At 69.0% G+C, this 26285-nt stretch carries 28 protein-coding genes; 7 read left to right on the top strand and 21 right to left on the bottom strand.

The genetic code is table 11. The annotated features are described in order from the left end of the window. Window positions 1-14: 14 nt before the first annotated feature. From AMYAL_RS0118935 to AMYAL_RS0118910, 6 genes are read right to left on the bottom strand one after another with little or no spacing between them, the layout of a single operon-like run. Complete coding sequence (locus AMYAL_RS0118935) at window positions 15-1256, bottom strand: acyl-CoA reductase (protein ID WP_020632878.1); 1242 nt, start codon at window positions 1254-1256, stop codon at window positions 15-17. Continuing rightward, window positions 1253-2305, bottom strand: coding sequence for a LuxE/PaaK family acyltransferase (locus tag AMYAL_RS0118930; protein WP_020632877.1), 1053 nt, complete (start codon window positions 2303-2305; stop codon window positions 1253-1255). The genes AMYAL_RS0118935 and AMYAL_RS0118930 overlap by 4 nt, the downstream gene beginning before the upstream one ends. Continuing rightward, window positions 2302-3711 carry an AMP-binding protein gene (locus AMYAL_RS0118925; protein ID WP_020632876.1) on the bottom strand — a complete coding sequence of 470 codons (1410 nt, stop codon included), beginning with the start codon at window positions 3709-3711 and terminating at the stop codon, window positions 2302-2304. The genes AMYAL_RS0118930 and AMYAL_RS0118925 overlap by 4 nt, the downstream gene beginning before the upstream one ends. After that, entirely contained in the window at window positions 3711-4436 is a 726-nt protein-coding gene (locus AMYAL_RS0118920; RefSeq protein ID WP_020632875.1) for an SDR family NAD(P)-dependent oxidoreductase, read from the bottom strand. Before AMYAL_RS0118920 ends, AMYAL_RS0118925 begins: the two co-directional genes overlap by 1 nt. Further along, window positions 4436-4675: an acyl carrier protein gene (locus AMYAL_RS0118915; protein ID WP_005149592.1), complete on the bottom strand. Its 240-nt coding sequence runs from the start codon at window positions 4673-4675 to the stop codon at window positions 4436-4438. The genes AMYAL_RS0118920 and AMYAL_RS0118915 overlap by 1 nt, the downstream gene beginning before the upstream one ends. Window positions 4676-4685: 10 nt before the next feature. After that, on the bottom strand, window positions 4686-5417 hold the full coding sequence (locus AMYAL_RS0118910) for an acyl-ACP--UDP-N-acetylglucosamine O-acyltransferase family protein (protein WP_020632874.1): 732 nt from the start codon (window positions 5415-5417) through the stop codon (window positions 4686-4688). A gap of 158 nt (window positions 5418-5575) precedes the next feature. On the opposite strand from AMYAL_RS0118910, the gene AMYAL_RS0118905 reads away from it, so the two are divergent. Further along, entirely contained in the window at window positions 5576-6682 is a 1107-nt protein-coding gene (locus AMYAL_RS0118905; protein WP_026467222.1) for a DegT/DnrJ/EryC1/StrS family aminotransferase, read from the top strand. Next, window positions 6679-7638 carry a Gfo/Idh/MocA family protein gene (locus AMYAL_RS0118900; RefSeq protein WP_020632872.1) on the top strand — a complete coding sequence of 320 codons (960 nt, stop codon included), beginning with the start codon at window positions 6679-6681 and terminating at the stop codon, window positions 7636-7638. Before AMYAL_RS0118905 ends, AMYAL_RS0118900 begins: the two co-directional genes overlap by 4 nt. Before the next feature lies 1 nt (window position 7639). On the opposite strand, the gene AMYAL_RS0118895 is transcribed toward AMYAL_RS0118900, so the two are convergent. The 5 genes from AMYAL_RS0118895 to AMYAL_RS0118875 all read right to left on the bottom strand — a co-directional run bounded on the left by AMYAL_RS0118895 (window position 7640) and on the right by AMYAL_RS0118875 (window position 10706). Then, a complete protein-coding gene (locus AMYAL_RS0118895) occupies window positions 7640-8395 on the bottom strand; it encodes a hypothetical protein (protein WP_020632871.1) in 756 nt (251 codons plus the stop codon). Then, entirely contained in the window at window positions 8392-8901 is a 510-nt protein-coding gene (locus AMYAL_RS0118890) for a SigE family RNA polymerase sigma factor (RefSeq protein WP_020632870.1), read from the bottom strand. The genes AMYAL_RS0118895 and AMYAL_RS0118890 overlap by 4 nt, the downstream gene beginning before the upstream one ends. A gap of 71 nt (window positions 8902-8972) precedes the next feature. Beyond that, window positions 8973-9536 (bottom strand): copper resistance CopC family protein, encoded by a 564-nt coding sequence (locus tag AMYAL_RS0118885; RefSeq protein WP_020632869.1) that lies wholly within the window; start codon window positions 9534-9536, stop codon window positions 8973-8975. Between the two features lie 179 nt (window positions 9537-9715). Further along, the gene (locus AMYAL_RS0118880; RefSeq protein ID WP_020632868.1) at window positions 9716-10291 is read right to left on the bottom strand and encodes a Uma2 family endonuclease; all 576 of its coding nucleotides are present in this window, start codon (window positions 10289-10291) and stop codon (window positions 9716-9718) included. A gap of 151 nt (window positions 10292-10442) precedes the next feature. After that, the gene (locus AMYAL_RS0118875) at window positions 10443-10706 is read right to left on the bottom strand and encodes a hypothetical protein (protein ID WP_143267821.1); all 264 of its coding nucleotides are present in this window, start codon (window positions 10704-10706) and stop codon (window positions 10443-10445) included. Between AMYAL_RS0118875 and AMYAL_RS0118870 the strand changes: the two genes are divergently transcribed. Next, complete coding sequence (locus tag AMYAL_RS0118870) at window positions 10696-11037, top strand: hypothetical protein (RefSeq protein WP_020632866.1); 342 nt, start codon at window positions 10696-10698, stop codon at window positions 11035-11037. The genes AMYAL_RS0118875 and AMYAL_RS0118870 overlap by 11 nt on opposite strands. Here the strand turns inward: AMYAL_RS0118870 and AMYAL_RS0118865 are convergent, their stop codons facing one another. From AMYAL_RS0118865 to AMYAL_RS0118850, 4 genes are read right to left on the bottom strand one after another with little or no spacing between them, the layout of a single operon-like run. Further along, window positions 11038-11664 carry an acyltransferase gene (locus tag AMYAL_RS0118865; RefSeq protein ID WP_020632865.1) on the bottom strand — a complete coding sequence of 209 codons (627 nt, stop codon included), beginning with the start codon at window positions 11662-11664 and terminating at the stop codon, window positions 11038-11040. Next, window positions 11651-12847, bottom strand: a complete 1197-nt coding sequence (locus AMYAL_RS0118860; protein ID WP_020632864.1) for a glycosyltransferase family 4 protein — start codon at window positions 12845-12847, stop codon at window positions 11651-11653. The genes AMYAL_RS0118865 and AMYAL_RS0118860 overlap by 14 nt, the downstream gene beginning before the upstream one ends. 26 nt (window positions 12848-12873) lie before the next feature. After that, a complete protein-coding gene (locus AMYAL_RS0118855; RefSeq protein ID WP_020632863.1) occupies window positions 12874-13803 on the bottom strand; it encodes an NAD-dependent epimerase/dehydratase family protein in 930 nt (309 codons plus the stop codon). A gap of 7 nt (window positions 13804-13810) precedes the next feature. Next, on the bottom strand, window positions 13811-14941 hold the full coding sequence (locus tag AMYAL_RS0118850; RefSeq protein ID WP_039794051.1) for a DegT/DnrJ/EryC1/StrS family aminotransferase: 1131 nt from the start codon (window positions 14939-14941) through the stop codon (window positions 13811-13813). Window positions 14942-15099: 158 nt separating this feature from the next. On the opposite strand from AMYAL_RS0118850, the gene AMYAL_RS0118845 reads away from it, so the two are divergent. Further along, window positions 15100-18234, top strand: coding sequence for an AfsR/SARP family transcriptional regulator (locus AMYAL_RS0118845; RefSeq protein WP_020632861.1), 3135 nt, complete (start codon window positions 15100-15102; stop codon window positions 18232-18234). Here AMYAL_RS0118845 and AMYAL_RS0118840 read toward each other — a convergent pair. After that, window positions 18204-18899 (bottom strand): hypothetical protein, encoded by a 696-nt coding sequence (locus tag AMYAL_RS0118840; protein ID WP_020632860.1) that lies wholly within the window; start codon window positions 18897-18899, stop codon window positions 18204-18206. The genes AMYAL_RS0118845 and AMYAL_RS0118840 overlap by 31 nt on opposite strands. Beyond that, on the bottom strand, window positions 18896-19093 hold the full coding sequence (locus AMYAL_RS0118835) for a hypothetical protein (RefSeq protein ID WP_020632859.1): 198 nt from the start codon (window positions 19091-19093) through the stop codon (window positions 18896-18898). Before AMYAL_RS0118835 ends, AMYAL_RS0118840 begins: the two co-directional genes overlap by 4 nt. A 122-nt stretch (window positions 19094-19215) precedes the next feature. On the opposite strand from AMYAL_RS0118835, the gene AMYAL_RS0118830 reads away from it, so the two are divergent. Continuing rightward, window positions 19216-20313, top strand: a complete 1098-nt coding sequence (locus AMYAL_RS0118830; protein WP_020632858.1) for a C45 family autoproteolytic acyltransferase/hydrolase — start codon at window positions 19216-19218, stop codon at window positions 20311-20313. Continuing rightward, on the top strand, window positions 20310-21896 hold the full coding sequence (locus AMYAL_RS0118825; protein WP_020632857.1) for an MFS transporter: 1587 nt from the start codon (window positions 20310-20312) through the stop codon (window positions 21894-21896). Before AMYAL_RS0118830 ends, AMYAL_RS0118825 begins: the two co-directional genes overlap by 4 nt. On the opposite strand, the gene AMYAL_RS0118820 is transcribed toward AMYAL_RS0118825, so the two are convergent. Then, a complete protein-coding gene (locus tag AMYAL_RS0118820) occupies window positions 21852-22343 on the bottom strand; it encodes a nuclear transport factor 2 family protein (protein WP_020632856.1) in 492 nt (163 codons plus the stop codon). The two genes, AMYAL_RS0118825 and AMYAL_RS0118820, sit on opposite strands and share 45 nt — an antisense overlap. After that, a complete protein-coding gene (locus AMYAL_RS0118815) occupies window positions 22340-22936 on the bottom strand; it encodes a TetR/AcrR family transcriptional regulator (RefSeq protein ID WP_020632855.1) in 597 nt (198 codons plus the stop codon). The genes AMYAL_RS0118820 and AMYAL_RS0118815 overlap by 4 nt, the downstream gene beginning before the upstream one ends. 8 nt (window positions 22937-22944) lie before the next feature. Here AMYAL_RS0118815 and lhgO point away from each other — a divergent pair, with 8 nt between their 5' ends. Next, window positions 22945-24201: an L-2-hydroxyglutarate oxidase gene (gene lhgO / locus AMYAL_RS0118810; RefSeq protein ID WP_342364871.1), complete on the top strand. Its 1257-nt coding sequence runs from the start codon at window positions 22945-22947 to the stop codon at window positions 24199-24201. Here the strand turns inward: lhgO and AMYAL_RS0118805 are convergent. After that, window positions 24198-25202 (bottom strand): DUF3558 family protein, encoded by a 1005-nt coding sequence (locus tag AMYAL_RS0118805; protein ID WP_020632853.1) that lies wholly within the window; start codon window positions 25200-25202, stop codon window positions 24198-24200. The two genes, lhgO and AMYAL_RS0118805, sit on opposite strands and share 4 nt — an antisense overlap. A 47-nt stretch (window positions 25203-25249) precedes the next feature. Then, complete coding sequence (locus AMYAL_RS0118800; RefSeq protein ID WP_020632852.1) at window positions 25250-26260, bottom strand: DUF3558 family protein; 1011 nt, start codon at window positions 26258-26260, stop codon at window positions 25250-25252. Window positions 26261-26285: the final 25 nt, after the last annotated feature.

The raw sequence follows: 26285 nt of genomic DNA, 5'->3' as shown, positions 1-26285 counted from the left end.
TCTGTCGCCGCAGGTCAGGCCTGTACGGTCACCAAGCGGCTGAACTCGGTCAGCAGATCGTAGCCGTCCCAAATCGCGGAGAACGTCAGGGCCGATCCGAAGGGAACGACACGGTCGACGCCGCGGCCAGCCAATTCCGTCACGAATTGCGTCAATTCTTCTTTGCTGAAGCCGAATTGACCGACGGTTTGATCTTTGCGGAGGACGATCGGGACGAGGTCGGAAAGCGTGTCGACCCGCGCGTTGGCGAAAGTGCCCGCGCCGAGCCATTCGCGCGGCAGGATCGCGGGGTCGGCCAGCTCCAGCGTCGCAAGGCCGTTGCCCTGGAAGTCGATGCCGTTGACGAGCCCGTCGACGGCCGCGCCGTACGCCGAGACCCGCTTCTGGACGGCCATCGCGGGCTCGGTGACGTGCTGTTTCGTCGCCAGCACCTCGGCGAGCAGCTTCCGGAACTCCTGCCCGGCTTCCCTGGCGCCCTCTTCTTCGCCGACCCAGAACACCGCGCGCGGCGACGAGCAGGCGGCCTGGTCGAACCAGTACGAGTCGTTGTAGAAGCCTTCGGCGGCACCGCGACGCTCGGTCTCGGAGGCGTTCTGCCAGCCGCGCACCGACGCGACCGCGAACGACGACCGGTCCGGGAAGGTCAGGTCGCGCGCGTGCGGCGCCAGCGGGTACTTGCGCAGCGCCGCGACCGACGCGTCACCGCCCCAGATGACCCGCAGGTCCGCGGCGACCGACAGCGCGCCGCTGATCGCGTCGCTGCGGTCGTAGGTGACCATGCGCTGCGTCGCGGTGATCGCGGCGGCGGTGTCTGCGTCCACTTCGGACAGTGCGGCGTTCAACGCCTCCAGCACCGTTTCGGCGGCACCGGCCGAACGCGAGGACACGCGGACGACGTTGTGGTTGCCCGCCAGGGCCGAAAGCGCCCACGAGTACACGAAGATCGTGTCGACGTTGGCAGGCGGGACGTGGAAGACGAGCCCGCGCGGGAAGCGCAGCGCGTCACCCGAAGTATCCAAAGTGGACAATGCTTTGGCGATTTCTCCCTTGCGCAGGAAGAAACCGAGCGATGCCAGCTCCGGGAAACGTCGAGCCGTCGCGGGTGCGAGCAGCTTGCGCGCGAACTTCGTCAGGAACTCGACGACTCGCGGGTCGCCCACACGCAGCCGTCCGCCGACGGGCTCGGCCCGCAGCTCGTCGACCAACGAGGAGACCTCGATCGCGTCGCCGAGCGGAAAACGCTGGTTGAGAGTCATGCCGCCGCCCCCTGGAAGGTGTCCGAGCAACCGCGGGCCTCGGCCTTGGGCAGCCTGCCCATGACGGAGAAGTGCTTGCCCGGCCAGTCGCCGTCGTCGATCCCGTTGTAGACACCGAGGTCTTCGGTGAGCAGGACGTGCCCCGGATACGAATGCGGCAAGGTGCTGACGACCTCGATCACACCCGGCTCGCCGACCGGCTGCTCTTCCCAGGTTTCCGGGTTCCGGATCACGACATCCGCGAAATCGGGGCAGTACAGCGAGTTCCCGGAAGGCCCTTCGAGGAACACGGTGCCGATCTGCTCGATCATCCCGTAGTAGTTGTGGATCCGGGTGAGGCCGGTGTCCTCTTTGAAGCGGCGGCGGAACTCGGTGTTGTCCACCGCGCGGTCGATCAGCTTCTTCCAGCCGCCGGAGTGGATCAGGATCCCGTTGGACAGATCGAGCTTGTGCTCGCGCGCGACCTCGTAGAGGTACTGCCACACCATGAAGGTGAAGCCGAAGATCAGGAACGGCTTGTCGCCGTAGGTCGCGAGGAAGGTCTTGACCGCCTCGACGTCCGGCTGGTCGTTCTCGTCGAGCACGTAGGTGTGCTTGCGGCCGAAGTTCGCCATGCCCAGCACACCGGCGCCGCGCGCGGAGAACGAGCGGCGGTTCTTGATGATGCCGATCGTGTCGACCATCAGCATCGGCAGCCGCTCGTTGCCGAGGACTTCCTGCAGCGTGGCACCGAGCTGCTTGGTCTGCGCGCCGGCGGCGGCCTTGTCCAGGTAGATCCGCGACGCGCCCGCACCGGTGGTGCCCGAGGACGTCAGCGTCTTGAAGATCTCGGACTCGGGGATGCTGCGCAGGTCGTGGGTCTTGAACATCCGCACCGGCAGCCACGGCAGGTCCGCGATGGAGGCGAACTCCGCGTCCCGCGCGATACCCAGCGACGAGAGGATGCGTTCATAGCCCTCGGAGTTCTCGCGGTGGTGCGCGGTGAGCTCGGCGAGCTGCGGAAGCAGGTGCTTCTCACGCTCCGCCTGCGACAGCGTGAACACACTCATACCTGGGCCTCCAGCGACCGGTAGTCGATCTTGCCGCTGGCGAGCAGCGGCACGGTGTCGATGGGGCGGACGTCGAACCCGCTGGTGTGCAGGTGCAGCCGCTCGGACAGCGCCTTCGCGGCGTCCTTGCAGATCTCCTTGGCGCCGTCGCCTTCCGGCAGCTCCGCGAACAGGACGACCTTGTCCCCGGCCGGGACGGCGGCCACGACGTCGATCCCCACCGAAGCAGAACGCACGGCGTGCTCGAGATCATCCAGGCTGACCCGGTTCCCGAAGACCTTGCCGATCCGCTTCAACCGCCCGGTGATGTAGAGGAACCCGTCCTCGTCGAGGTAGCCGAGGTCGCCGGTGGCCAGCACGCCGCCGTACTCGTCGCCCGCGGCCAGCCCGGCCTCGTCTTCGGCGTACCCCATCATCACGTTGGGCCCGCGGTAGACGACCTCGCCGACGATCTTCGGATGCTTGGTCTCGGAACCGTCCTCGCGCCGGACAGCGAACGAGCCGCCGGGCAGCGCGGGCCCGGCCGAGCCGAGCTTCTCCGCGAGCCGTTCCGCCGGGACGGTGGTCATCCGCGGGGCGGCCTCGGTCTGCCCGTACATGACGAACATCCGCCCGCCGACCTCGCGGATCTTGTCGTTGAACTGGGCGACGAGGTCGTCGCGGAGTTTGCCGCCCGCCTGCGTCAGCGTGCGCAATGTCGGGTACTTCGCCGGGTCGAACTTGAGACGCCGCAACATCTCGTAGTGGTACGGCACGCCCGCGAGCGAGGTGACCTTGTGCTCGTTGACCGCGTCCCAGAACCCGCGTCCGAGCACGCCGGAGGGCTCGATGACCACTGTCGCGCCGCGGACGAGGTGTGAGTTCAGCACGGACAGGCCGTAGCTGTAGTGCAGCGGGAGGCTGGTCGGCGCGACCTCGTCGCGGTCGATGCCGAGCACCTGCGCGATCGCGTCGGCGTTGGAGAACACCGCGCCGCGCGAAAGCCGGACCAGCTTCGGATTTCCGGTGGAACCGCTGGTCGGCAGCAGGACCGCGAGATGCGGATGCGGTTCGACCCCTTCGGCGGACTTCCGGACCCAGTGCCCGTCGGAGACGCCGTAACCCTCGGGTGCGGGCGCGTCCGGCGCGGACAGCACGGCGGCCGGGCGGAAACGCTCGATGAGCCCCGCCAGGACGTCGGCGTCGAGCGCCGGGTCGATCAGCGCGATCGCGCGGCCCGCCTCGAAAGCGCCGAGGTAGTTCAGCACGCTGGGGAGGTCCACCGACATCCGCGCGAACAGCGCGCCCGGCGGCAGCAGCCCCAGCGCGGCCCCCACGCGGGTGACCTCGGCGTCGAGCTCCTCGCCCGCGAGCGTTTTGCCGCTCGTGACGTCTATCAGTCGTGCACCCACACCCAAAAGGGTCATCAGAGAACAAGTCCTCCATCGATGCCCAGCACCTGGCCGGTGATGAACGAAGCGTCATCACTGACGAGGAACCGGATCGCGTTCGCCACGTCCTCGGGCGTCCCGAGCCGTCCGAGAGGCGTCTTGCCGATGTTCTCGGCCTTCGCGTCTTCGGTCAGGCCCGAGGTCAGGTCAGTGTCGATGACGCCGGGCGCCACCGCGTTGACCCGGATCCCGGAGCGGCCGAGTTCCTTCGCGGCCGAACGCGCGATGTTCGCCACCGCCGCCTTCGAGGCCGCGTACACCGTCTGACCGGCGCTTCCGTGCTCACCGACGATCGAGGCGAGAACGACGATGGCGCCGGTCTTCTTGCGCATCATCGCCCTGGCCGCGGCCTGGACGGTGTGCAGCGTGCCGGCGACGTTCGTGCTCAGCGTGGTGTCGACGAGCTCTTCGCGGATCATGCCGAGGAGCGCGTCCTCCATGATCCCGGCGTTGGCGACCACGATGTCGAGCTTGCCGTGCTCCTTGGCCACGCCGCGGACCAGCGTCGACACGGCCTTGGCGTCGGTGACGTCCAGCGCGAGCCCGCTCGCGGCCCCCGCCGCGGCCGCCGCTTCCTTGGCCTTGGCCTCGTCACGACCGGTCAGCACGACGGTGGCGCCCGCCTCGGCGAGCGCCCGCGCGGTGGCGAGCCCGATGCCACGGGTACCACCCGTGACCAGGGCGACCTTGCCGTCCAGCATCACTTGGACTGGAGGTCGGTGACCATGTCGACGGCGACCTTGAAGCTGGACATGTCGATCACCTGGTCGGTGTCGAATTCCACATCGAACTCGTCCTCGATGGCCGCGACGAGCGCCATGTGACCGACCGAGTCCCACGCCTCGATGTCGCGGTACTTCAGGTTTTCGACGTCGACCTCGCCATCGAGGTCCAGCGCCTCGACGAAGACCTCACGCAGCTTGCCGGCGACTTCCGCCATGTCCGTACTCCTAATGATCGTCGCGTGGACGGGCGTCCCACGCCTTCACCAAGGTAGAGAGGTCGCCGGGCAGCCGGTCGGCCAGCCCGTCCTCAGGGAGACCGGCCTTACCCTTCAGCCACGGTCCCAAGGCCTCGATGGTGGCCTCGTCCAGCCCGCGGCGGGACAGCCCAACGGTATTGACGCCTGTCACCCGTGCGGGGTTGCCGACGGCGATGGTGAACGCGCCCACCTCCTTGCGGACCGCGGAGCTCATCCCGACCATCGCGCCGGGGCCGATGACGACCCGTTGGTGCAGGATCGCGCCCATGCCGAGGTTCGCGCCGGACCAGATGTGGCAGTGGCCGCCGGTGATGACGTTCGATGCGACCGTGACGACGTCCTCGACCAGGCAGTCGTGCGCGATGTGGGAGCCGCGGAGGAAGTAGCCGCCGTCGCCGATCGTGGTCGTGCGCCAGGTGCCCTGGTGGACGCTGACGTACTCGCGGATCCGGTTGCGGCTGCCGATGACGACGCCGTGGCCGTCGTGATCCGGATCACCGTTCGGCGCGGATTCCCAGGCCGCGGGGTGTTCGCGGCCGCGGTCCTCGCCGGGGGTCCCGATGGTCACGTGCGGGCCGATCCAGTTGCCGTCGCCGATGCGCGCGGGGCCCACGATGACCGTGTACGGCCCGATGACGTTGTCTTCGCCGAGCTCGACACCCTCGCCGATGATCGCTGTCGGGTGGATGCGGTTCACCACGTGAGATCCGTTCGTCGTGGCTGGGAGGCAGCCTGGGGTAATGGGCGCTTCGGCGGTCCCGGTAACGTGTGGCCCGCGCCAGAGAGGGCGGCCGGGCGCAGAACCGGCGGCTCACTGTACCGGACGCACCAGAACGCCCAGTCGAGAGAGACTTGCAGATGATCCCCATTACCGTGGTCGACGTCCGTGACGCGGAGGACCTCGTCGTCGAGGTGCTGCGATCCGGCGCCATCGCACAGGGACCGATGGTCAAGCGCTTCGAGGACGCGTTCGCGAGCGTTTCCGGCACGAAGCACGCGATCGCCGTCAACAACGGCACGACCGCGCTGGTCGCCGCCATCCAGGCGCTCGACCTCAAACCGGGCGACGAGGTCGTCACCTCGCCGTTCACCTTCGTGGCGACGCTGAACGCGATCCTGGAAGCCGGCGCGACCGTCCGCTTCGCCGACATCCGCCGCGACGACTTCGCGATCGACCCCGACGCCGTCGCCGCCGTGATCACCGACCGCACCAAGGTCCTGATGCCCGTGCACCTCTACGGGCAGACAGCGGACATGGGCAAGCTCGCGCCGCTGGCCGCCGAGCACGGTCTCAAGGTGATCGAGGACTCCGCGCAGGCCGTCGGCGCGTCGTTCGAGGGCAAGCAGGCCGGCTCCTTCGGGATCGGCTGTTTCTCCTTGTACGCCACCAAGAACATCACCACCGCCGAGGGCGGCGTCATCACCACCGATGACGACGAGCTGGCCGACGCGCTGCGTGTGCTGCGCAACCAGGGCATGCGCGCCCGGTACCAGTACGAGGTCGCCGGGCACAACTACCGGATGACCGACCTGCACGCCGCCGTCGGCATCCCGCAGCTGGAGAAGCTGGACCAGCTCACCGCCGCGCGCCAGGCCAACGCGAAGCGCCTCTCCGAGGGCCTCGCCGGCACGCCGGGTCTCGACATCCCGCAGGTCCTGCCGGGCCGTGAACACGTGTGGCACCAGTACACCGTGCTGGTCGGCCCGCACGCCTTCCTCTCGCGCGACGAACTCGCCGCCGCCCTCACCGAAAAGGGCATCGGCAACGGGATCTACTACCCGAAGATCGTTTTCGACTACGACTGCTACCGGAACAACCCGCTGATCCCCGACGCGAAGGTCGAGGACTTCCCGGTGGCCGCTTCCGTCGCCGCGCAGGCGCTTTCGCTGCCGGTGCACCCGCACCTTTCCGAGTCCGATCTGGACACCATCATCGAAACGGTTCGCGAGGTACTCGGCGCATGACGACGCACAAGATCGCCCTCATCGGCACCGGGAACATGGGTTCGCTGCACGCCCGTGTCCTCGCCGCGAACGAGCGCGTGGACCTCGTCCGCGTGATCGACCCGCGCGAAGAGGCGGGCCGCAAGGTCGCCGAGCGCTACGAAACCCAGTGGACGCCCGAAATCGGCTCACTGTCCGATGTGGATGCCGTCGTGCTCGCTTCGGCCACCGAGGCGCATTACGAGCTGGCGCAGGAGATCCTGGGCCAGGGCAAGCCTTTGCTGGTCGAGAAGCCGGTCTGCAACAGCCTCGAATTCTCCAAGGAGATCGTATCGCTGTCGGCGAAGAAGGACGTCCCGCTGATGTGCGGGCTCCTGGAGCGCTACAACCCGGCCGTGATGACCGCGCGGGCGCTGGTCAACGAGCCGATCCACCTGATGGCCCGTCGCCACGGCCCCTACGCGCCGCGCATCAAGACCGGTGTCGCGTGGGACCTGCTGGTGCACGACGTCGACCTGGCGATCCAGTTCTTCGGCGGCGCGACCCCGCAGCGGGTCGCCTCCGGCGCCGGCTACTTCCACCCGAATTCGGTCGAAGGCGCCGAAGACACCATCGAGACGGTGCTGTCGTTCGAGTCTGGGCTCGCCACGGTTTCCGCTTCCCGCCTCGGGCAGCGCAAGGTCCGTTCGCTCTGGGTGTCCGAGCTGGACCGCATGATCGAGATCGACCTGCTCCGCCGCGACGTCACCATCTACCGGCACGTCTCGCACGACTCGGTCACCCCGGACGGCCTCGGCTACCGGCAGCAGACCGTCATCGAGATCCCGGAACTGGTCACCGCGCGCGAGCCGCTGGCGACCCAGCTGGACCGGTTCCTGGAGCTGCTCGAAGGCAAGATCGACGCCGACACCGAGCGCGACCTGATCCTGCCTTCGCACGCCGTCGTCGACCAGGTGCTGACGCAGGCCGCGGCCTGAGCTATTTGGTGAGGCGCTGGCCCCTCGCGTCGTAAGCGATGAGAGGGGTCAGCACTCCCGCCGACTCCACCTGGGAACCGTCGAACCAGAAGAGGGCGACCGACGGGTCTTCGCTCCAGCGCACCACCTTCGCCTCGACCGGCTTTCCCCGGACCGTGCTGGTGATCCGCTCCGCGCCGCCGACGAAGTAGCCGAACACGGGGACGAACGCGCCCCGGATCACATCTCCGCCGTCCACCGCGTGGAAGCCGAACGACCGGTCGGATTTCTTGTACTCGTTGCTCATCATCAGGTCCTCGTACGAACCGTCGCCGTTCCGATAGGCGATCCGCAGGCCGAACGCGACGTTCGGCAGATCGGGCTCGTCGAGCGCGGAAGCGTAGAGCACCATCTCCCGGTCACCGTCACCCCTGGTCTCGAGGGAGATGATGTTGCCGAAGGGCGTCGAGGTCGACGGCGCCTTGGTGCTCGTCGGCCGCGGTGCGGGCGTCGGCGCCACCGACGACGACGAGGACGGGGCGCTCGCGGCGGGCGGAAGCGGCTGCTGCTGGGCGGGCGGCGGTTTCCTCAGCGCGACCGCGCCGACGATGACCAGCACCGTCACCACGGTGGCGGCGACCCCGCCCGCGCCGGTCGCGAGACGGCGACGGCGACGGATACTCCTGCCCTTGGTCATGATCGCGCCGAGGTCGGGCTCGGTGAACTCCTCGGCAGGCGGTTCCCGCAAAGCCGAGCGCAGCGTCTCGAGGTCGGTCATCGTCCCAGCCCCCCGATCAGTTCCGTTCCGTCCTCCGCGGTAATCCGCAGCTTCGTCAGGGCGCGGGAGTTGGTGCTCTTCACGGTGCCCACCGAGACACCCAGCTCACCGGCCACATCGGATTCCTTCAAGTCGAAGAAGTGCCGGAGCACCACGACGGCTCTCTCCCGGTCTGTGAGCGTACGCAACGCGTCAAGGAGCCATTTCCGCTGGACAACGGCCCCGGCGACGTCCAGCCCGCTCGGCTGCTCGGGGATGTCCTCGGTGGCGTTCTCGCGAATCGGACGCCGCCAGCCGTCGATGACATGGTTGACGAGGACCTGCCGCGCGTAGGCGTAGGCGTCCTTGCGACGTACCCGCGACCAAGCCGCATACGTCTTGGCGAGCGCCGTCTGGGCGGCGTCCTCGGCCTGATGGCGGTCGCTGGTCAGCAGGTAGGCCGCATGCTGAAGACGGGTCGTCGAGTTCCGCACGAACTCGACGAACTCGTCATCGCCGCGAGCCACCCTGGTCCTCATCTCCGTTCGACGGTTGACCATCTGAAAGGTTGCCTCAACCGTTGTCGTTGCGTGAAGGCTCAGTCCTTCCGTCGAGTGAACCGGAGAGCGACGACGATACCGGCGGCGACCACGGCGACCGCGAGGACGATCCACACCCAGACCGGCAACAGCCCTCCGGGAGTGGTCTCGTCCGTCGACGGCGCCGGGGTGGCACTGGCCTGGCTGCTCGCCGGGGCCTGGCTGCTCTGGGCCTGGCTGGACGGCGGCGCGACCGGGTTGCTGAGGTTGAACTTCACCGAGCCGCTCGCGGCGTGCGAGTCCTCGAAGACGACCTTGTAGCGAAGGGTGTACTCGCCCGCGGGTCCGACGGCCTGGACGGGCGCCGTGACGACGGCGCCGGCGACCTCCGCCCGGCCGACCGTCCATGACGCGTTCTCGGGTCCGGTGATCTGGATCGGGTTCTCGGCGAGCGTGACCGGGCCGGTGAAGGTCAGCTTGATCTGTGTCGGAGGCGTCGCCAGCGACGCGCCCCTGGCCGGGTCACTGCTCTTCAGCTCCGAGTGGGCCAGCGCCGGTGTCGCGGCGCCCAGCAGGGCCAACCCGGTGACCAGCAACGACGCACCGAACCGCTTGAACCTCATCTGACCACCCTCCGGCCGGGAAACTCGCATTGCTGAGCCTAGTAGTCGGCTCAGGAGGGGTGGTGGTTCCCGTCGGCGTCGGGGCTCAGCGGCCGGCGGAGGCGCGACTCGCGTGATCAGACGGCGATCTCGCGTGATTGGAGGCGGAACTCGCGTGATTGGACGGCGATCTCGGTGTGTCAGGGGCGCTGGGCGTGGCGGGTGGTCAGCGCGTCGAGGTCCAGGGTGAGCGGGGTGCCGTCGAAGTCGAAGCTCACCTTTCCGGTGTGCTCGCCGAAGTTCTCGTACTCGCCGTCGACCAAGCGGTAGGTGACCATGCTGGCCGGGTCTTCGAGGTCGACGATCCAGTAGTGCTCGATGCCGACTTCGGCGTACTCGGAGAACTTGGTGACCCGGTCGGTGCGGACGGTGCCCTCGGACAGGACCTCGATCACGAGACTCACGTCCTGAGCCGCATAACGTGCCGGGTTCGTTTCCACGAGCTCGGTCGCCGCGACGAGGACATCCGGGACCCGAACCGTCAACGGAAGTTCCGTGACGACGAACTCGGCTTCCGAGAGAGCCATGAGCGATTCGGGCAGCTGCTCGTTGAGCAGGTAGCCCAGGCGAGTGACCGCAAGCTGGTGGAACGACATAGGCCGGGGGGCCACGACCAGCACTCCTTCGACGACTTCTGCGCGGTGTTCCGGATCTTCCGGCAACGTGGCCCAGTCATCGAGCGTCAAGAGGCGGTGATGCCAATGCACGACACTCATCGAACTCCTCCTTCGCCTGCGATCACCAGACCATCTTCCCACGGGATCGCCGACAACGTAGCAACACGGAAAGTAGTGAATCATTACGGTGAGGAGTTGCGTGGCAGCAAGCCGATTGTCCGGTCGTGATCACCGGTTTTCCGCAGGTCAGCTAAATTTCCAGCACGAGAAGACCCTGAGGGTTCCTGACCGTCGGCCTGCTCTTCCTCGCCGCGGCCTGTTCCATCGAGATCGAGATCCCGGTCCGCTCGCAGACGACTCCGAGGTCTTCGCTCAAGGCCGCCACGCCGATACCCGCGTCGCCCGCCACGGTCACCGACGCGTGCCCGTTCATCGCCGTCGGCGAACTCGCGCAGATCCTCGGCACCTCGGCGGAAATCCAGGCGAAGGAACAGTCCGCGGACGTGGAAGGCACCGAGAAGCGGTACAGCTGTCTCTACGAGGACATCCATCAGTCGCCCGACGGCGCACCGCGGCTGCACATCACCGTCGCGCCGGAGATCGGCGCGGACAGCACCGCGGCGGTGGACAACACGGCGAAGGCGTTCTGCCGTGAGCCGATCACGACCGTCGGCGGCGTGGGCGACAGGACCGTCCATTGTGAGCACGGCCAGGACTCCACGCGGGCGTACGTCGCCGTCGACAAGCTCAGCAACGGACAGGTCCGGCTCGCCCTCGTCGACCTCCCGAAGTACCGCGCGGACGTCTACGAAACGATCGCGAAGCTGCTCGCCGAACGCCTCTGACTACTCCGTGAAGTCGCCTGCCGGTGCGCCCCAGGACGAAGAAGCGTCCCCCCGCTCCTCCGCCAGCGCGCGCCGCCGCGCGTTCTCGCCGCGCACACGCTCCACTTCGGACTGGATGTACTCGTCGTCGTAGCGCTGGAAGACACGCGCCGGGTTGCCCGCCACCAGGGTGCGCGGCGGGACGTCCTTGGCGACCACGGAGTTCGGCTGCACGGTGGCGAAATCGCCGATCGTCACGCCTGCCATGATCACGACCAGGCCGCCGATGAAGCAGCCCTTGCCGATCTTCACCGGCTTGCGTTCGATGAGGTCGCTGCCGGAGTGGTTCTGCAGCGTCATGTTCGCGAGCCAGCTGGAATGCGTGAAGATCAGCGTGTTCAGGCCGATGCTGGTGTGCTCGCCGATCTCCAGCCCACCGCTCGCGTCGAGCGCGGCGCCCTCGCCGATCCAGCAGTGTTCGCCGATCGTGAGGTTCTCCGGGCTGATGATCTTGACCCGTTCGCGGACCCGCGTCGACTCCGGCAGCCCGTAGAAACGAGCGCGCTCGGCGTCGTTCATGTACTGCGAAACGAGTTCGGTCAGGATCTGCGGGCGCAGCCGGTTGCTGCGCTCGTCATCGAAGAACATCGGCCTCGGTCACCAGTTTCTCGAAGGTGCGCAGGTGTTCCTCCGCGACGACGTCGAGGCCGAAGTTGGCCCGCACCATCGCGCTTTCGCGCTGTGCCACCAAAGCCCGCTTTTCCGGGTCGTCGAGCAGTTCGATGACGGTGTTCGCCACAGCCTCGCTGTCGTCCGGGCGCACCAGCAGGATGTTCTCGCCGTTGCGGAGTTCGATGCCGGGATAGTTGTCCTCGGTGACCGAAGCGATGGTCGCGGTGCCCGAGAGCATCGCCTCCAGCGAAGCGGTGCCGCAGCCGCCGTTGAGGTCGTGCGTGACGATGTCGGCCGCCGCGAAGTACGCGGGGACGTCCGCCTTCGGCACGGCGCCGGTGACGATGATGGCGTCCGCGACACCGAGTTCTTCCGCTCGCTTCAGGAAGACGTCGTGGTACACGCGGCCGACGACGACCACCTTCACGCCGGGGTGCTTGTCCAAAATGGACGGCAGCGCCTCGACCAGCGGAAGCCGGTTGCGCAGCGGGATCACGTGCCCGAGCGAGACGATCACCGGACCGTCGCCGAGCTTGTGTTCCGCCCGCACATCGAGGGTGAGCGGCTTCTCGAAGTTCCCGGTGTCGACGGCGATCGGGAAGTAGTCCGAGTTCGCGTCGCTGGTGCCGTAGCGCTCGACGCAGTAGTCGACCCCGAGTTTGTCGAGGATGACGTACCGCGGCTTGAGGTAGCGCAGGATCGGGTTCACCAGCACGGTGTCCAGGAACCGGAAGACACCGCCGTACAGCTTGTTGTCGCTGATCAGCAGCGTGTGGATGGTCAGCAGCATCGGCAGCTTGTGCCGCCGCGCGTACCGCCCGGCCAGCCACGACAGGTCGAAGAACTGCCCGTGCAGGTGGATCGCGTCGGGTTTGAACTCGTCCAGCAGCTTCCGCAGCCGCCGCCAGTTCCCCGGCCGCAGCGAGGCGAAACTCATGTCGAAGTCGATCGACAGGCCCAGCTGCGGCATCTTCACCGCGGGCAGGCGGACGACGCGGTAGCCGTCCTTCGTCTCGTCGGCCGGGGCGTCGGCATAGGCCGCGGTGATCGCGAGCACCTCGTGCCCGCGCGCCGCGTACTGCTCGGCCAGGGACGCCGCCATGTGCGCGCTTCCGCCCACCCTCGGCGGGAAGAAGTTGTTCACGACCGCGATGCGCATGGGGCGGCTCTCCCCTGGCCCGGCACTCACTCCGAAGCCTTGACCAGTTCGTGCATGCCCTCTTCCACGGAGATCTTCGGCTCCCAGCCGAGGACCTCGCGGGCACGGGTGATGTCCGCGGCACGCCGCGAAACGAGCACGTCGCGCTCGTTGAACAGCGGCTCGACGTTGACGCCGACGGCGTCGATGAGGATCTTCGCCAGCGTCGCGATCGAGGTGTCGATCCCGGTGCCGATGTTGATCGGCAGGTTCGCCTGCTCCGACTCGAGCGCCGCGACGACGGCGCGGGCCAGGTCCGTGACGTGCACGAAGTCCATCGACTGGTCGCCGCGGCCGTCGATGATCGGCGGCTGGCCGGCGCGCAGACGCTGGATGAAGTGGTTGATCACCGACGTGTAGTAGGCCTCGATCTTCTGGCCGGGGCCGTACACGTTGAAGAACCGCAGCGCGTTCCAGGACAGGCCCTGGGTGCGCTCGTAGAAGCCGAGCATGTCCTCGCCCGCGCGCTTCGAGATGCAGTACGGCGTGAGTGGCTTGAGCTCGTCGTCCTCGTGCATCGGCAGCCGCTTCGGTTCGCCGTAGACGGACGCGGTCGAAGCGAACACGACCCGCTCGACACCCTCGTCCGCCGCGGCGGCGAAGACGTTGTGGTTGCCGACCATGTTGATGTCGATCGACTCGTGCGGATCCGCGACCGACTTGTTGATCGACACGGTCGCGAAGTGGATGACGTGGGTGCAACCGCGCATGGCCTCGCGCACGGCGCCGCCGTAGCGCACGTCCTTCTCGACCAGTTCGACCTTGCCGGTGGCGACGAACTCGTTGATCCGGGCGCGGTCGCCGCGGGTCATGTTGTCGAAGACGCGGACGGTGTAGCCGCCCTCGATCAGCATCGGGATGACGTGCGCGGCGATGAAGCCGCCGCCCCCGGTGAAGAGGACCTTCTTGTCGGGCATTTCTCTCCTAGCTCGGCAGTGCGGCGCTGACGGTCCCGATGACCCGGTCGACCTGGTCATCGGTGAGGTTGGCGTGCATCGGGATGGCGAGATGACGGGCGAAGAGGTCCGCCGAAACCGGCAAGGTCTGCTTCTTGCCGTAGATGGGCTGGAGATGCGAGGAGTAGGTGCCGAAGTTGCACTGCACGCCCTGCTCGCGGATCCGCAGCGCGAGCGCGTCGCGATCGATCTCCGGGGCCACGGTGAGGATGTAGGCCTGCCACGGGTGCTCGCGGTCCGGCAGTTCCACCGGGACGTCGAGACCGGGCAGGTTTTCGAACGCCTCGTGGTAGCGCTTGGCCACCGAACGGCGGGCCGAGAGCAGGTCCGGAAGGCGGTCCAGCTGGACGTTCATGATCGCGGCCTGCACGTCCGAGAGCCGGAAGTTGTAGCCCAGCTCGTGGAACTCCGGGATCGGCAGCGCGCCGGAACCCTCGCGGGTGATGGCGGGCTCGATGCCGTAGGTGTGCAGCTTGCGCGCGCGTGCGATGAGGTCTTCGCGGTCCGAGACCAGCGCGCCGCCTTCGCCCGCGGTGATGCCCTTGCGGCCGTGGAAGGAGAACGCGGCCAGGTCGGCGAGGCTTCCTGCCGGGCGGGTCTTGTACGTCGCGCCCGCGGCGCAGGCGGCGTCCTCGAAGAGCCACAGGCCGTGCTTGTCGGCGATGGCGCGGTACGCGTCGAAGTCGCCCGGCTGCCCGGCGACGTCGACGGCGAGGATGCCGACCGTGCGCGGGGTGATCAGGGCTTCGATCGACGCCGGGTCGGCGCTCCAGTCGTCCGGGCGGATGTCCGCGAACACCGGCGTCGCACCCGCCTGGAGCACGGCGTGGCCGGTGGCGGGGAAGGTGTAGTCGCCGACGATGACCTCGTCGCCCGGCTTCACGCCGAGCACACTCAGCCCGAGGAAGAGTGCCGACCCACAGTTGCTGGTGGTCAAGGCGTGCGCGGTGCCGACGGTCTTCGCGAAGCGTTCCTCGAAACGGCGGCACGCGGGGCCGGCACCGGCCAGCCAGCCGGACCGGAACACCTCCGCTACCGCAGCGAGTTCTTCTTCGCCCACGGTCGGCTGACCGAGGACCACAGGTTCCTGCGTTGACATATCTCTCCCATTGCGTGGGGACCCGGCGAAGTGTATAGACGCCATTCGGCGGATCTCGGGCGGGCTGGATCCGCCCAGGTCAACGACGCTCTAGTCCATCCATGCCCCCGCCACCGCCCTCAACGGAGAAGCTGCGCTTCCAGGCCTAACCTCTAACCATGCGATTCGGCGTTCTGGGGGCGACGGAGGTGCGCCGCGACGACGGCACCGTCGTCGGACTCGGCGGCCCCAGGGTCCGGACGCTGTTCGCGTTGCTCGCGCTGGAGGCGGGCCGGGGCGTCCCGGCGGAGCGGCTCATCGACGGTCTCTACGGCGAACAGCCACCCGAAGGGGTGGCGAACGCGCTGCAATCACAGGTCTCGCGGCTGCGCGGCGCGCTGAAGGATCTCGCGCCCGTCGAGTTCAGCCCGGCGGGCTACCGGCTGGCCGTGGACCCCGGCGACGTCGACGTGCACCGCTTCGAGCGGCTCGCCGCCGAAGGCCGACGCGCTCTAGTGGCGGGAGACGCTGCGAAAGCGTCTGAACTGCTTCGCGACGCTCTCGGTCTCTGGCGTGGACCTGCGTTCGCGGACATCACCGACGCGCCGTTCCGCGATCCGCAGGTCACCAGGCTGAACGAGCTGAAGACGTCGGCGATCGAGGACCGCGCCGAGGCCGAACTCAAGCTGGGAAGACACGAAGACGTCCTAGCCGGGCTTCGCGAGGTCATCGACGAGCAGCCGTTGCGGGAACGGCCACGGGCGCTGCTGATCCGCGCGCTGCACGCCGCCGGACGCCAGGCCGACGCGCTCACCGCGTTCGAGGACGCCCGCCGTGTCCTGGCCGACGAACTCGGCGCCGACCCCGGACCGGAGCTCGCCGCCGCGCACCTTGCCGTGCTTCGCGGCGAGACGCCGCCTGTCAAAACCACGACGGCGCCGCTCCCCGCGCAGCTCACCAGCTTCATCGGCCGCGAAGGCGACCTTCGGCACGTACTCGGCCAGCTGGACCGCTCGCGGCTGGTGACGCTGACCGGTCCAGGCGGGGCGGGCAAGACGCGGCTGGCCGTCGAGACCGCCACCGCGTCGGACCTCCCGGCGGTCTTCGTCGAACTCGCGCCCTACAGCGAGAACGCCGACGTCGCCCACGCCGTGCTGACCGCGCTCGGCCTGCGGACGGTCCCGCTCGGGGCGGTCACCGTGGAGAACGCCCCGCTGGAGCGGCTGATCGACGCGCTGGCCGACCGGGCGGTGCTGCTGGTGCTCGACAACTGCGAGCATCTGGTCGAGGCCGCCGCGAAGCTGGTCGCCCGGCTGCTCGGCGCGGCCTCGGCGCTGCGTGTGCTGGCCACCAGCCGGGAACCGCTGGGGATCACCGGCGAGGTCGTCTCCCCCGTGCCGCGGCTCGCCGTACCGCCGCCGGGCACGCCGCCCGCCCGGTCGCTGGAGTTCGCCGCGATCCGGCTGTTCGCCGACCGCGCGCTGGCCAACGATCCGGGCTTCGCCGTGGACGACACCACGGCGGGCGACGTCCAGCGTGTCTGCGCCGCGCTCGACGGGCTCCCGCTGGCCATCGAGCTCGCCGCCGCGCGGGTGCGGACGCTGCCCGTCGGCGAGATCGCCACCCGGTTGGACGACCGGTTCAAGCTGCTCTCACGAGGAAGCCGGGGCGCCGAGAGCAGGCATCGCACGCTGCGCGGCGTCGTCGAATGGAGCTGGGATCTCCTGGACGAGGACGAACGCCTGCTCGGCAGGCGGCTGACCGTCTTCGCGGGCGGCACGACCCTCGCCGACGCCGAAGCGGTCTGCGCCGTCACGGACACCGCGGAGCTGCTTCCGTCCCTTGTGGACAGATCGCTGGTCGAACGCACCCGTGACCGGTATCGGATGCTCGAAACCATCCGAGCCTTCTTCGCCGAGAAACTCACCGAAGCCGGTGAAACCGAACAGATGCGGCGCGCGCACGCCGAACACTTCCTCGCCCTCGCCGAGGAAGCGGACCCGCTCCTGCGCACCGGCGACCAGCTGGTCTGGCTCGGCCGTCTCGACGCGGCCTACGACGATCTCCTGGCCGCGTTGCGCTGGGCCGCCGAAGCCGACGTGCGGATCGCGCTCCGGCTTTCGGCCTCGCTGGTGACGTACTGGTGGATGCGCGGGCGCCGGTTCGAAGGTTCGACGCTGTGCCTGGAAGTGGTCAAGAACCTCGACTCGAAGCCGCCGGACGGCCTCGAAGAGGAGTACCAGCTCTGCGTGCTCAACGCCGCCGCCGGACTCCGCGGCGGCGCTGAACATGAAGCCCTCGGCCGTCACTTTCCCGAGGTGGACAGCCTCGTGCGGAACATGGTCAGTGCGCCGAGGAACCCGGCGCTGCTGATGCTGATGGGCGTGGTGACCGGGCCACCCGGTGACGACGACGAGCTGCTCAAGCGCGGCCAGGCCCTCTTGGCGCGCAGTGACGCGTGGAGCCTCGCGCTGGTGCCGACCGGCTACGGGCTGCGCATGCTGATGCAGGGCAAACTCGAAGCGGCGGAAGGACTTCTGCGCGAAGGGGAGGCCGCGTTCCGCGCGATCGGGGAACGCTGGGGCCTTTCGATGGCGCTCGACCATCTGTCGCAGATCCTGATCTGGACGAACCGGCAGGCCGAAGCCCTGGAGATGATGGACGAGGCGCTCCGGCTGATGCGGGAACTCGGCGCGTCCGACGACAACGCGGACCTCCTGTGCCGCCGGGGCACCAGCAAGCTGCTCCACGGCGACCCGGCGGGAGCGCGGGCCGACTTCGAATTCGCCATCGAGATCGCGCGCCGCGCCGGGATGCCGGAAAGCCGGGCATTCGGGTACGTCGGCCTCGCCACCCTGTCGCGGCACGGAGGTGATCTGGCCACGGCTCGCGCGCTGAGCGAACTCGCGCTTTCGGAGTGCTCCGGTGGCTCTTTCACGTCCGAGGGTGGCCGCTCCGGGGCACGGATCTCACTCGGCTGGGTCGCGGCCGCCGAGGGCGACGTTGACCAGGCCGAGGAACTGCACCGGCAGGCGCTCCTGTCGGCGGACCAGTGGAACGACAGCACCACCGCGGCCTGCGCCGTCGAAGGCCTCGCGGGGGTCGCGCTGCTCCGCGACGACCCCGAGCGGGCGGCGGTCCTGATCGGCGCCGCGGTGACCATCCGGGGCACCCCGTTCGCCGTCGACCTGGACGCCGCCCTGCTCCGGACGTCCACGCGGAAGCGGCTCGGCGACGACTTCGACCTGGCCTATCGCCGAGGGCTCGGCGTCCGCGGCGCCGCTCAGCTGGCCGGGTTGCCCAGGGAGTCCTGAGCGCGGGTCAGCCGGACCCCTTGCGGCGCGAAGCGGCCGATGGCCTCGGTGAGCAGCCGCGGGTCGAGTTCGCTGTCCTGGACCGCGACGTACAGCGGTTCCGCGTCGGCTCCGACCGCGCCGAGCCGCGTCATTCCCGGCCCGACCGGGTCGGTGGTGAGCCGGGTGACGTCACGCCAGGGCACGATCGTCCGCTCGACCCGGACGCCCACCGCGTCCAGTTCGAAGAGCACCCACTGCTGATCGTGCAGCGACTTCACGTAGGCGATGGTGCCGACGCCGCCCGCGATCAGGACGAAGCGCAGTGGACTGGGAGCCCCGATCGACCCGAGCAGGGCGGCGATCCCGAAGAAGGCCACCAGGAGCCCGGTCAGCTTCGCGGCGCCGACGAGGCCCGCGTTCGGTTTGTGCACCCGGAAGCGCACGTTGCGCATCAGGTGTTTGGTGAGTGCCCCGCCACCGACCGCGGCGGCCAGCGCGATCAGCGTCACCACCAGCGATCCCGGCGTGAAGTCGACCAGCGCGTTGTACCCGGCGATCAGCGCGACGAAGCCGCCCGCGACGGTCAGGAGCAGCGCGCCCTTGCCCTTGCGCACCTCCCGCTCGCGGAGTTCGAGCGCGGCCTGGTCCGGGGCGGCGAGAAAACCGCCGTCGATGTTCCTCATCGGGCGTCACGACGCTCGCGCTGGCGGCGGTCGAGGACGTACAGCAGGGTGCCCGCGCCGGCGCTCAGCGCGGCGTAGAACAGGTCCTGCAGACCGTCGTCGGGGTAGCCGGTGGAGAACTCGGTCATCGCGAGCACGATGAAGAGGACGGTGAACACGCCTCCGGCGATGATGTACACCTTGTTGCTCAGCATGGTTCCCTCGCTTGTTCGTTTACCGTGGTGAGAGCACCTTCCCGCGGAGCACATGACATTCGGATGACAAGCCGTCAGCGCTTGGTGCGCGGACGGTCAGCGGCGGCGGACACGCTCCCGGCATGACCTACCTCGCAGGCTCTCCCGAAGACTTCCTCGCCGTACGGCACCTGACGCTGCGCGGCACCCAGACCGAGATCGGCCATGCCCTCGGCGCCGAGACGAAGGCGCGTTCGGACTGGTCGCCGCCGCCGGTCGACCCGATCGTCGCCAGGGCGCGGCGGACCTGGTTCGCGCGGAACTGGCCGCAGTACGCCGAACGCACGGCCGGGTTCGCCGAGGCCTACGGGCTGCCTGCCGACGCGGCGGTCTGCTTCGACAACGCTTCGGCCCTGCCCGCCGGATCGGGCTGTTCTGCGCTGTGGACGGGGAGCACGCTCGGCCGGAACTACGACTTCTTCACCTTGAGCTGGTCCCAGCTCGGCGCGGTGATGGCGGGCGCGGAGCCGGTCGACGACGGGGCCGTCCCGATGGCGTCGCGACCCTACGTCCTGACCACGATCCCCGACGACGGCCTCGCCTCGACGTCGCTTTCGATGTCCACAGTGGACGGTGCGATGGAAGGGGTCAACGAGGCGGGACTCGTCGTCGCGCTGCTGATGGCCGACCTCGAAGCGGCCACGCCGCTGGATCACGATCCGGGGCCGCAGGCGGGGCTTTCGGTGCCCCAGGTCTGCCGATACCTGCTCGACACCTGCGAAAACGTCGACGAGGCCAAGGAAGCGCTGATGCTGGCCAAGCAGTACACGCACGGCGCGCCCTGCCACTACATCGTCGCGGACGCCTCCGGCCGCGGCTTCGTCTACGAGCGCGGGGCGCACGACATCGAGTACTTCGTCGAGGTCGAAGACGGACCGCTGTGCGTCACGAACCACCTGCTGCACCGCCATCCGGACCTCGAAGCACTGCCCGAGGACACACCGGAGACCATGCTCACCTACCAGCGGCTGCGCACCCTCACCAAGGAGGCGGAGTCCGGGCCGCGCGACGCGCTCGACGCGGTGTCCGTCGCGATCGAGCCCGGCGCGCCGTGGCGGACGTTGTGGCGCACCGTCCTCGACCCGGCGGCCCGCACCATGAGCACCCGGTTCTACCTGGGCGACGGCGAGCACGGCACCGCGCGGCACTCGCCGGAACTCACCTTCGGCGCTTCGCGATGAACATCGGCAAGGGCCGCAAGATCGGCACCGTCGCGGTCTGCGTGCTGGCGCAGCTGCTGATCGCGATCGACCTGACCGTGCTGCATCTCGTGCTGCCGTCGCTTTCGGAGCAGCTGCATCCGTCGACGACGGAAATGCTGTGGATCGCCGACGCGTACGGGTTCGCGCTCGCCGGACTGCTGATCACGATGGGGAACATCGGCGACCGCGTCGGCCGCAAGAAGCTGCTGCTGATCGGGGCGTCGCTGTTCGGTGCCGCTTCGGTGATCACCGCGTACGCGCCGACGCCGGAACTCCTCATCGCCGCCCGCGCGCTGCTCGGGATCGCCGCCGCGACGCTGATGCCGTCGACGCTGTCGATCGTGCGGAACGTGTTCACCGGCAAGGAACGCGCGGCCGTGATCGGGGTTTCGAGCGGGCTGACGATCCTCGGTTTCGGCATGGGACCGCTCGTCGGCGGTTTCCTGCTCGACCATTTCTGGTGGGGTTCGGTGTTCCTGGTCAACGTGCCGGTGGTGGTGGTCATGGTGATCGCCGGCGCGCTGATCCTGCCCGAATCGAAGAACCCCGCGCCGGGCCGGATCGACGTGCCCAGCGTGCTGCTGTCCGTCCTCGGCATGGTCGGGATCGTCTACACGATCAAGGAAGTCGCGTACCAGGGCTGGGGGCACTGGGACATCGCCGTCGCCGCGGTGCTCGGGCTCGGCTGCCTGATCGCGTTCGTCCTGCGCCAGCCGCGGCTGGCCGAGCCGCTGATGGACCTGAAGCTGTTCGCGCAGCGGGCGTTCTCGGCGACCGTGGGCACCACGATCCTGGCGATGTTCGCGCAGCTCGCGGTCTCGCTGATGTTCGCGCAGTACCTGCAGCTGGTGGTGGGCTGGTCACCGCTGAAGTCCGGGCTCGCCGGACTGCCGGGGATGGGCGGCGCGATCCTCGGCGGTGTCCTCGCGCCGCTGGCGATCAAGGCGCTCGGCCGGGCGGTCACGATCGCGCTGGGCTGCGCGTTCTCGGCCGTCGGCTTCGCGATGTACTCGGGTATCGGCGTGACGATCGTCTACTCGGACCTGCTGTTCGCGATGATCATCTTCGGGGTCGGGCTTTCGCTGGTCCTCGCCGTCGCGACGGACACGGTGCTCGGTGTCGTGCCGAAGGACAGGGCGGGCGCGGCGTCGGCGATCTCCGAGACGGCGACCGAACTCGGCGGGGCGCTGGGGATCGCGATCCTCGGCAGTGCGCTCGGCGCGCTGTACCGGCGCGAACTCGTCATCCCGGACGGCGTGCCGCCCGAGGCCGCCGGGGCGATCTCGGACACGCTCGGCGGCGCCGTCCAGGTCGCGGCGCAGCTACCGCCCGAGCAGGGCGCCTTGGTCCTCACCACGGCGAAAACGGCGTTCGTCGACGGGTTGCAGGTGACGATGCTGTGCTCGGCGGGGTTGATGGCGCTGGTGGCGGTGAGCGCGCTGTTCACGCTGCGCGGGGTCCCGAAGGTGCTCGAAGACCCCGAAGACGCTTCGGATGCTTTTAGTCCTCTGGATGCGTCAGGTTCGGGGGCCGGCGAGCGGGACGGCGCGACGGTCGCCTGACCGCACCATGGCCAGCAGCGGTTTCGTGGCGACCGAGAGCAGCCGGGCCGCGAAGGTGCGCCCGTTGCGGCGCGCGACGTCCGGGCCGAAGGCGTTCATCAGCGTGACGATCCCCGGCAGCGGCCGCACGAACAGCGTCACCTCGGTGATGAGCCCGTCTTCGCCGAGTTTCAGCACCGCCGCCTCTTCGATCTCCTCCTCGCCGATCCGCGCGGCGTAGACGACCACCCGCGTCGACGCGTCGCCGGTGTCGGTGTGGAACCGCACGTCGCGCAGATGCGAGTAGGCGACTTCCAGCAGCGGCTTGAGTTCCGCGTGCCCGGTGAAGCGGACCCGGCTGGTCAGCGGGGAGTGAATGACCGCGTCGGGCGCGAAGGCGCTCAGCGCGAGTTCGACGTCCTTGGTCTCGAGGGCCCGGCGGTACCGCTCGGTGGTGTCGATGCTCATGTGTCCTCCTGGATCAGATTCCCCAGACCACGCCACAACAGATCCGTCGTGAGCGCGACGACTTGGTCCCGCGGGATGTCGCGGTTGCTCCACCACCAGGTGGCGATGGCGTTCAGCGCGCTCTTCGCCGCTTCGGCGAGCGCTTCGTTCGCGCGGTCGCGCGGCAGGTCCGCGGTCAGCGCCAGGCGCGGGATCCTGGCGAACACCTCGGTCAGCTGCCCGGTGGCCCTGGCCTGGCCGCGCCGGTGTACCTCGGCGACACCCTCGTCGGACGGCGTCTCGGCGAAGATCATCCGCCAGCCGCGTTCGTTCGTCTCCATCCAGGCGAAGATCGCCGCGACTCGGGCGCGCAGCAGCTCTTCGGCGGTGTCCGACGGCGGCAGCCCGTCCCAGCCTGCCAGCAGACTGTCCACTTCGGACTCCAGTAGTCCCGCGTACAGCTCCGCCTTGGACGGAAAATGGTCGTAGAGCACGGGAGTGCTGATCCCGGCCGCGGTCGCGACCTCGCGCATCCCGGCCGCGTCGTACCCGGACGCGGCGAACACCCGCGCCGCCGCGGCCAGGATCCGCTCCCGGCGTTCGTCCTTGCTCAACCGTTTACCTGACATCGGTCAGGTACGCTACCAGTCAACCTGACGACTGTCAGGTTGCATTCCGGGTAACCTGGTCGATCGTGCGCACAGTCGTAGTCATCGGGGGCGGGATCGTCGGTCTCGCCACAGCCTGGGAACTGACCAAACGAGGCCTGGACGTCACGGTGCTCGAAAAGGAGGACCGCTGGGCGGTCCACCAGACCGGGCACAATTCGAACGTCGTGCACGCGGGGCTCTACTACAAGCCGGGTTCGTTCAAGGCGAGGATGTCCACCGCGGGCAATCGGTCCATTGTGGACTTCGCACGGCAGTACGGGGTGCCGGTCGAGGTGTGCGGCAAACTCGTCGTCGCCACCTCCGAAGCGGAGCTCCCGGCGCTGAAGGTGCTCGCCGAACGGGCCGAAGCGAACGGCGTCCCGGCCAAGCTGATCACGCCGAGCGAGGCCCGCGAGTACGAACCCGAGGTCTCGTGCGTCGCCGCCCTGCGCGTGGAGTCCACCGGCATCATCGACTTCCCCGCCGTCTGCGCCGCCTTGGTGCGGCTGCTCGACGAGTCCGACGCCGACCTGCGCCTCGGCACGCCCGCGCTGGGGATCCGCCCCGGCCGCACCGGCGGCGTCGAGGTGGCGACCGGCGACGAGGTGCTCCACGCGGACGCGCTCGTCAACTGCGCGGGCCTGCACGCGGACCGCGTCGCACGGCTCGCCGGGCTCACCCCGAGCGCGCGGATCGTGCCGTTCCGCGGCGAGTACTACGAGCTGAAGCCCGAACGCCGCCATCTGGTGCGCGGCCTGATCTACCCGGTCCCGGACGCGTCGCTGCCGTTCCTCGGCGTGCACCTGACCCGCATGCTCGACGGCAGCGTGCACGCCGGTCCCAACGCCGTGCTCGCGCTGCGCCGCGAGGGCTACACCTGGCGCGACATCTCCGCGAAGGACCTCGCCGAGGTCGCCCGCTTCCCCGGCGTCTGGCGGCTGGCGCGCAAGTACGCGTACCCGACCGGTCTCGACGAGGTCCGCCGGTCGTTCTCCCGCCGCCGCTTCGCCGAAAGCCTCGCGCGGCTCGTCCCCGCCGTCACCGAGGACGACATCGTGCGGCACGGCTCCGGTGTCCGGGCGCAGGCGCTGCGCCCGGACGGCGCGCTCGTCGACGACTTCCTGATCGAGACCGCGCGGAACCAGGTGCACGTCCTCAACGCGCCCTCACCGGCGGCGACCAGCGCGTTGGAGATCGCGAAGCACATCGCCGATGAGGTTTCGCACTAGGAGGACGCGGGCAGGTTCCCGTTCAGCATCGGAACGGCGGCCTTGATGACGTCGCACGCCTTCGCGGGGTCGTCGAGGTTGCCCGCGATGATCGCCACCGTCGACGTCGCGGTGATCGAGATGCCCGCCGCGCACAGCTTGCTGCCCGACTCGGTGTACAGCTTCCACTTGCGGTCGCCCGAGTCGAAGTCCTGCGGCTCGCCCTGCGTGATCAGCGACGGAGCCTCGTCGATCGCCTTCGTCGTGTAGAACCACAGGTCGAAAGCCTTCTCGCCCTTCTCGCCGTCCGTGTCGGCCCACTCGCAGCCGACCTGGTTCGGGTCGGAGGAGGACTTCATCGGCTCACCGGTGGGGCCGAGGCGCAGCTGGGCGGTCTGTTCCGGCTTGAGCATGGCGCACGGGTCGGTGGTCACGAGCGGACCGCCCGGCTCGGCGGGCTTCTGCCCCGGCGGAGCGGTGATCTGCGGATTCGGCTGGCCACCCGGCAGCTTCGACGCCACGGCCGGGGCCGCCGCCTTGGCCAGGTCGCACGCGTTGCCCTCGGTGTGGTCGGGGCTCTCGCTGGCGATCTCCACGAAGGAGTCCGGGGTGAGCTCCGTGCTCAGCGAGCAGTATTTCGGACCGAGGATGGTGGCGTACCGCGTCCAGGTGAAACCGCCGAGCCCGAACTTCTCCCCCGGCTGCGCGCCGCTCATGTACTCGTTCAAGGACAGGTCCTTGCTCAACGAGACCTCGAGGTTCGACGCCTTGCGCACGTCCTCGAGCTTTCGGAACCGGCAGACTCCGGGGACCTTCTGTTCGGGCTTGGCGGCACGTTCCTCACCGGGATACGTGACGCCCAGCGCCGTCGCGTGCTCCTGGGACAGCAGCGCGCACGGCTCGGCCTTCGTGACCACCGGCCCCTGCCCCGGCACCGGCGAGGCCGTACCTGAAACCGTCGACGTACAGCCGCCGAGCGTCAGCACCGCCAGTCCGATCGCGAGCGAATTCCGAAACCGCATGCGTCCCCTCCTCTTCGGCTCGCACACTACTTGTGCGCGGCCGCCGTTCACGAATCGGCGGGCAGCGCGGCGCTCACCGTCGGCAGCGCGGCCCGCAGCAGGTCACAGGCCTTCGCCTCGTCGTCCCCATGACCGCTGGAGACCTTCACGGTGGACGTCCCGGTGATCGGCAGCGCGGCCGTGCAGTACTTGAGGGCGGTGTTGGACCGGACCGTCCACTTGCGACCGGCGAGGTCCGTCTCCTCGGGAGTGCCTTCGAGCCCGGCGACGTCGGCGACGGCCGTCGAGGGGAAGAACGTCACGTTCAGCGGACGCTGTCCCTTGTCGCCGTCGGAGTCCTTCCACTCGCAGCCCTTGTCCTCGGGATTGGCGAGATACTTCTGGTCGACGGGTGTTCCCGCGGCGATGGCCAGCTTCGCGGCCTCGTCCGGCTTCAGCAGCGCACACGGATCGACCCGCAGCAGCGGTCCGGAAGGCTCGGGTTTCTTCTGCCCCGGAGGGGCGACGATCTTCGGGGCAGGCTGCCCGCCGGGCAGCTTCGATGCGATCGCGGGGGCGGCGGCGAGCGCGAGGTCGCAGGCCGTGGTTTCGGCCGCGCCCGGCTGGGTCTCGCTGCCGAGTTCGACGAACGACGACGGCCCGAGTTCGGTGCTGAGGGAGCAGGCCGTCGGGCCGAGCGGTGACGGGTAGCGCGTCCACGTGAAGCCGCCGATGCCGAACTTCTCGCCGGGCTGGGCACCGGCGTAGAACTCGTTCAGCGTTACGTCGACGCTTTGGGTGATCGAGAGGGACACGCCGTGCGGTGAATCGTCGCGTTCGGACAGCAGGCACATCGGCGGGAGCTGCCGGGACCTGTCGCCCTTGGTCTCGACACCGGGCAGCTTGAGGGCCAGCGCGTCCGCGTGTTCCGGGGTGAGCAACGAGCACGGCGCCGCCTTGGTGAGCACCGGCCCTTGGCCGGGCACCGGCGACGCCGTACCCGAGATCGTCTCGGAACACCCGCCGAGCAGGAGGACCACCGCGAACAGCACGGCGATCGGCTTGCGGCGGCGGTTCATGCGGGGTCCCTCCTCGGCGCGGACC

The organism is Amycolatopsis alba DSM 44262, assembly GCF_000384215.1.
GTDB classification, from domain to species: Bacteria; Actinomycetota; Actinomycetes; order Mycobacteriales; family Pseudonocardiaceae; genus Amycolatopsis; species Amycolatopsis alba.
The sequence above is the reverse complement of the archived record's forward strand: the minus strand, read 5'-3'. Positions and strand labels throughout refer to the sequence as shown.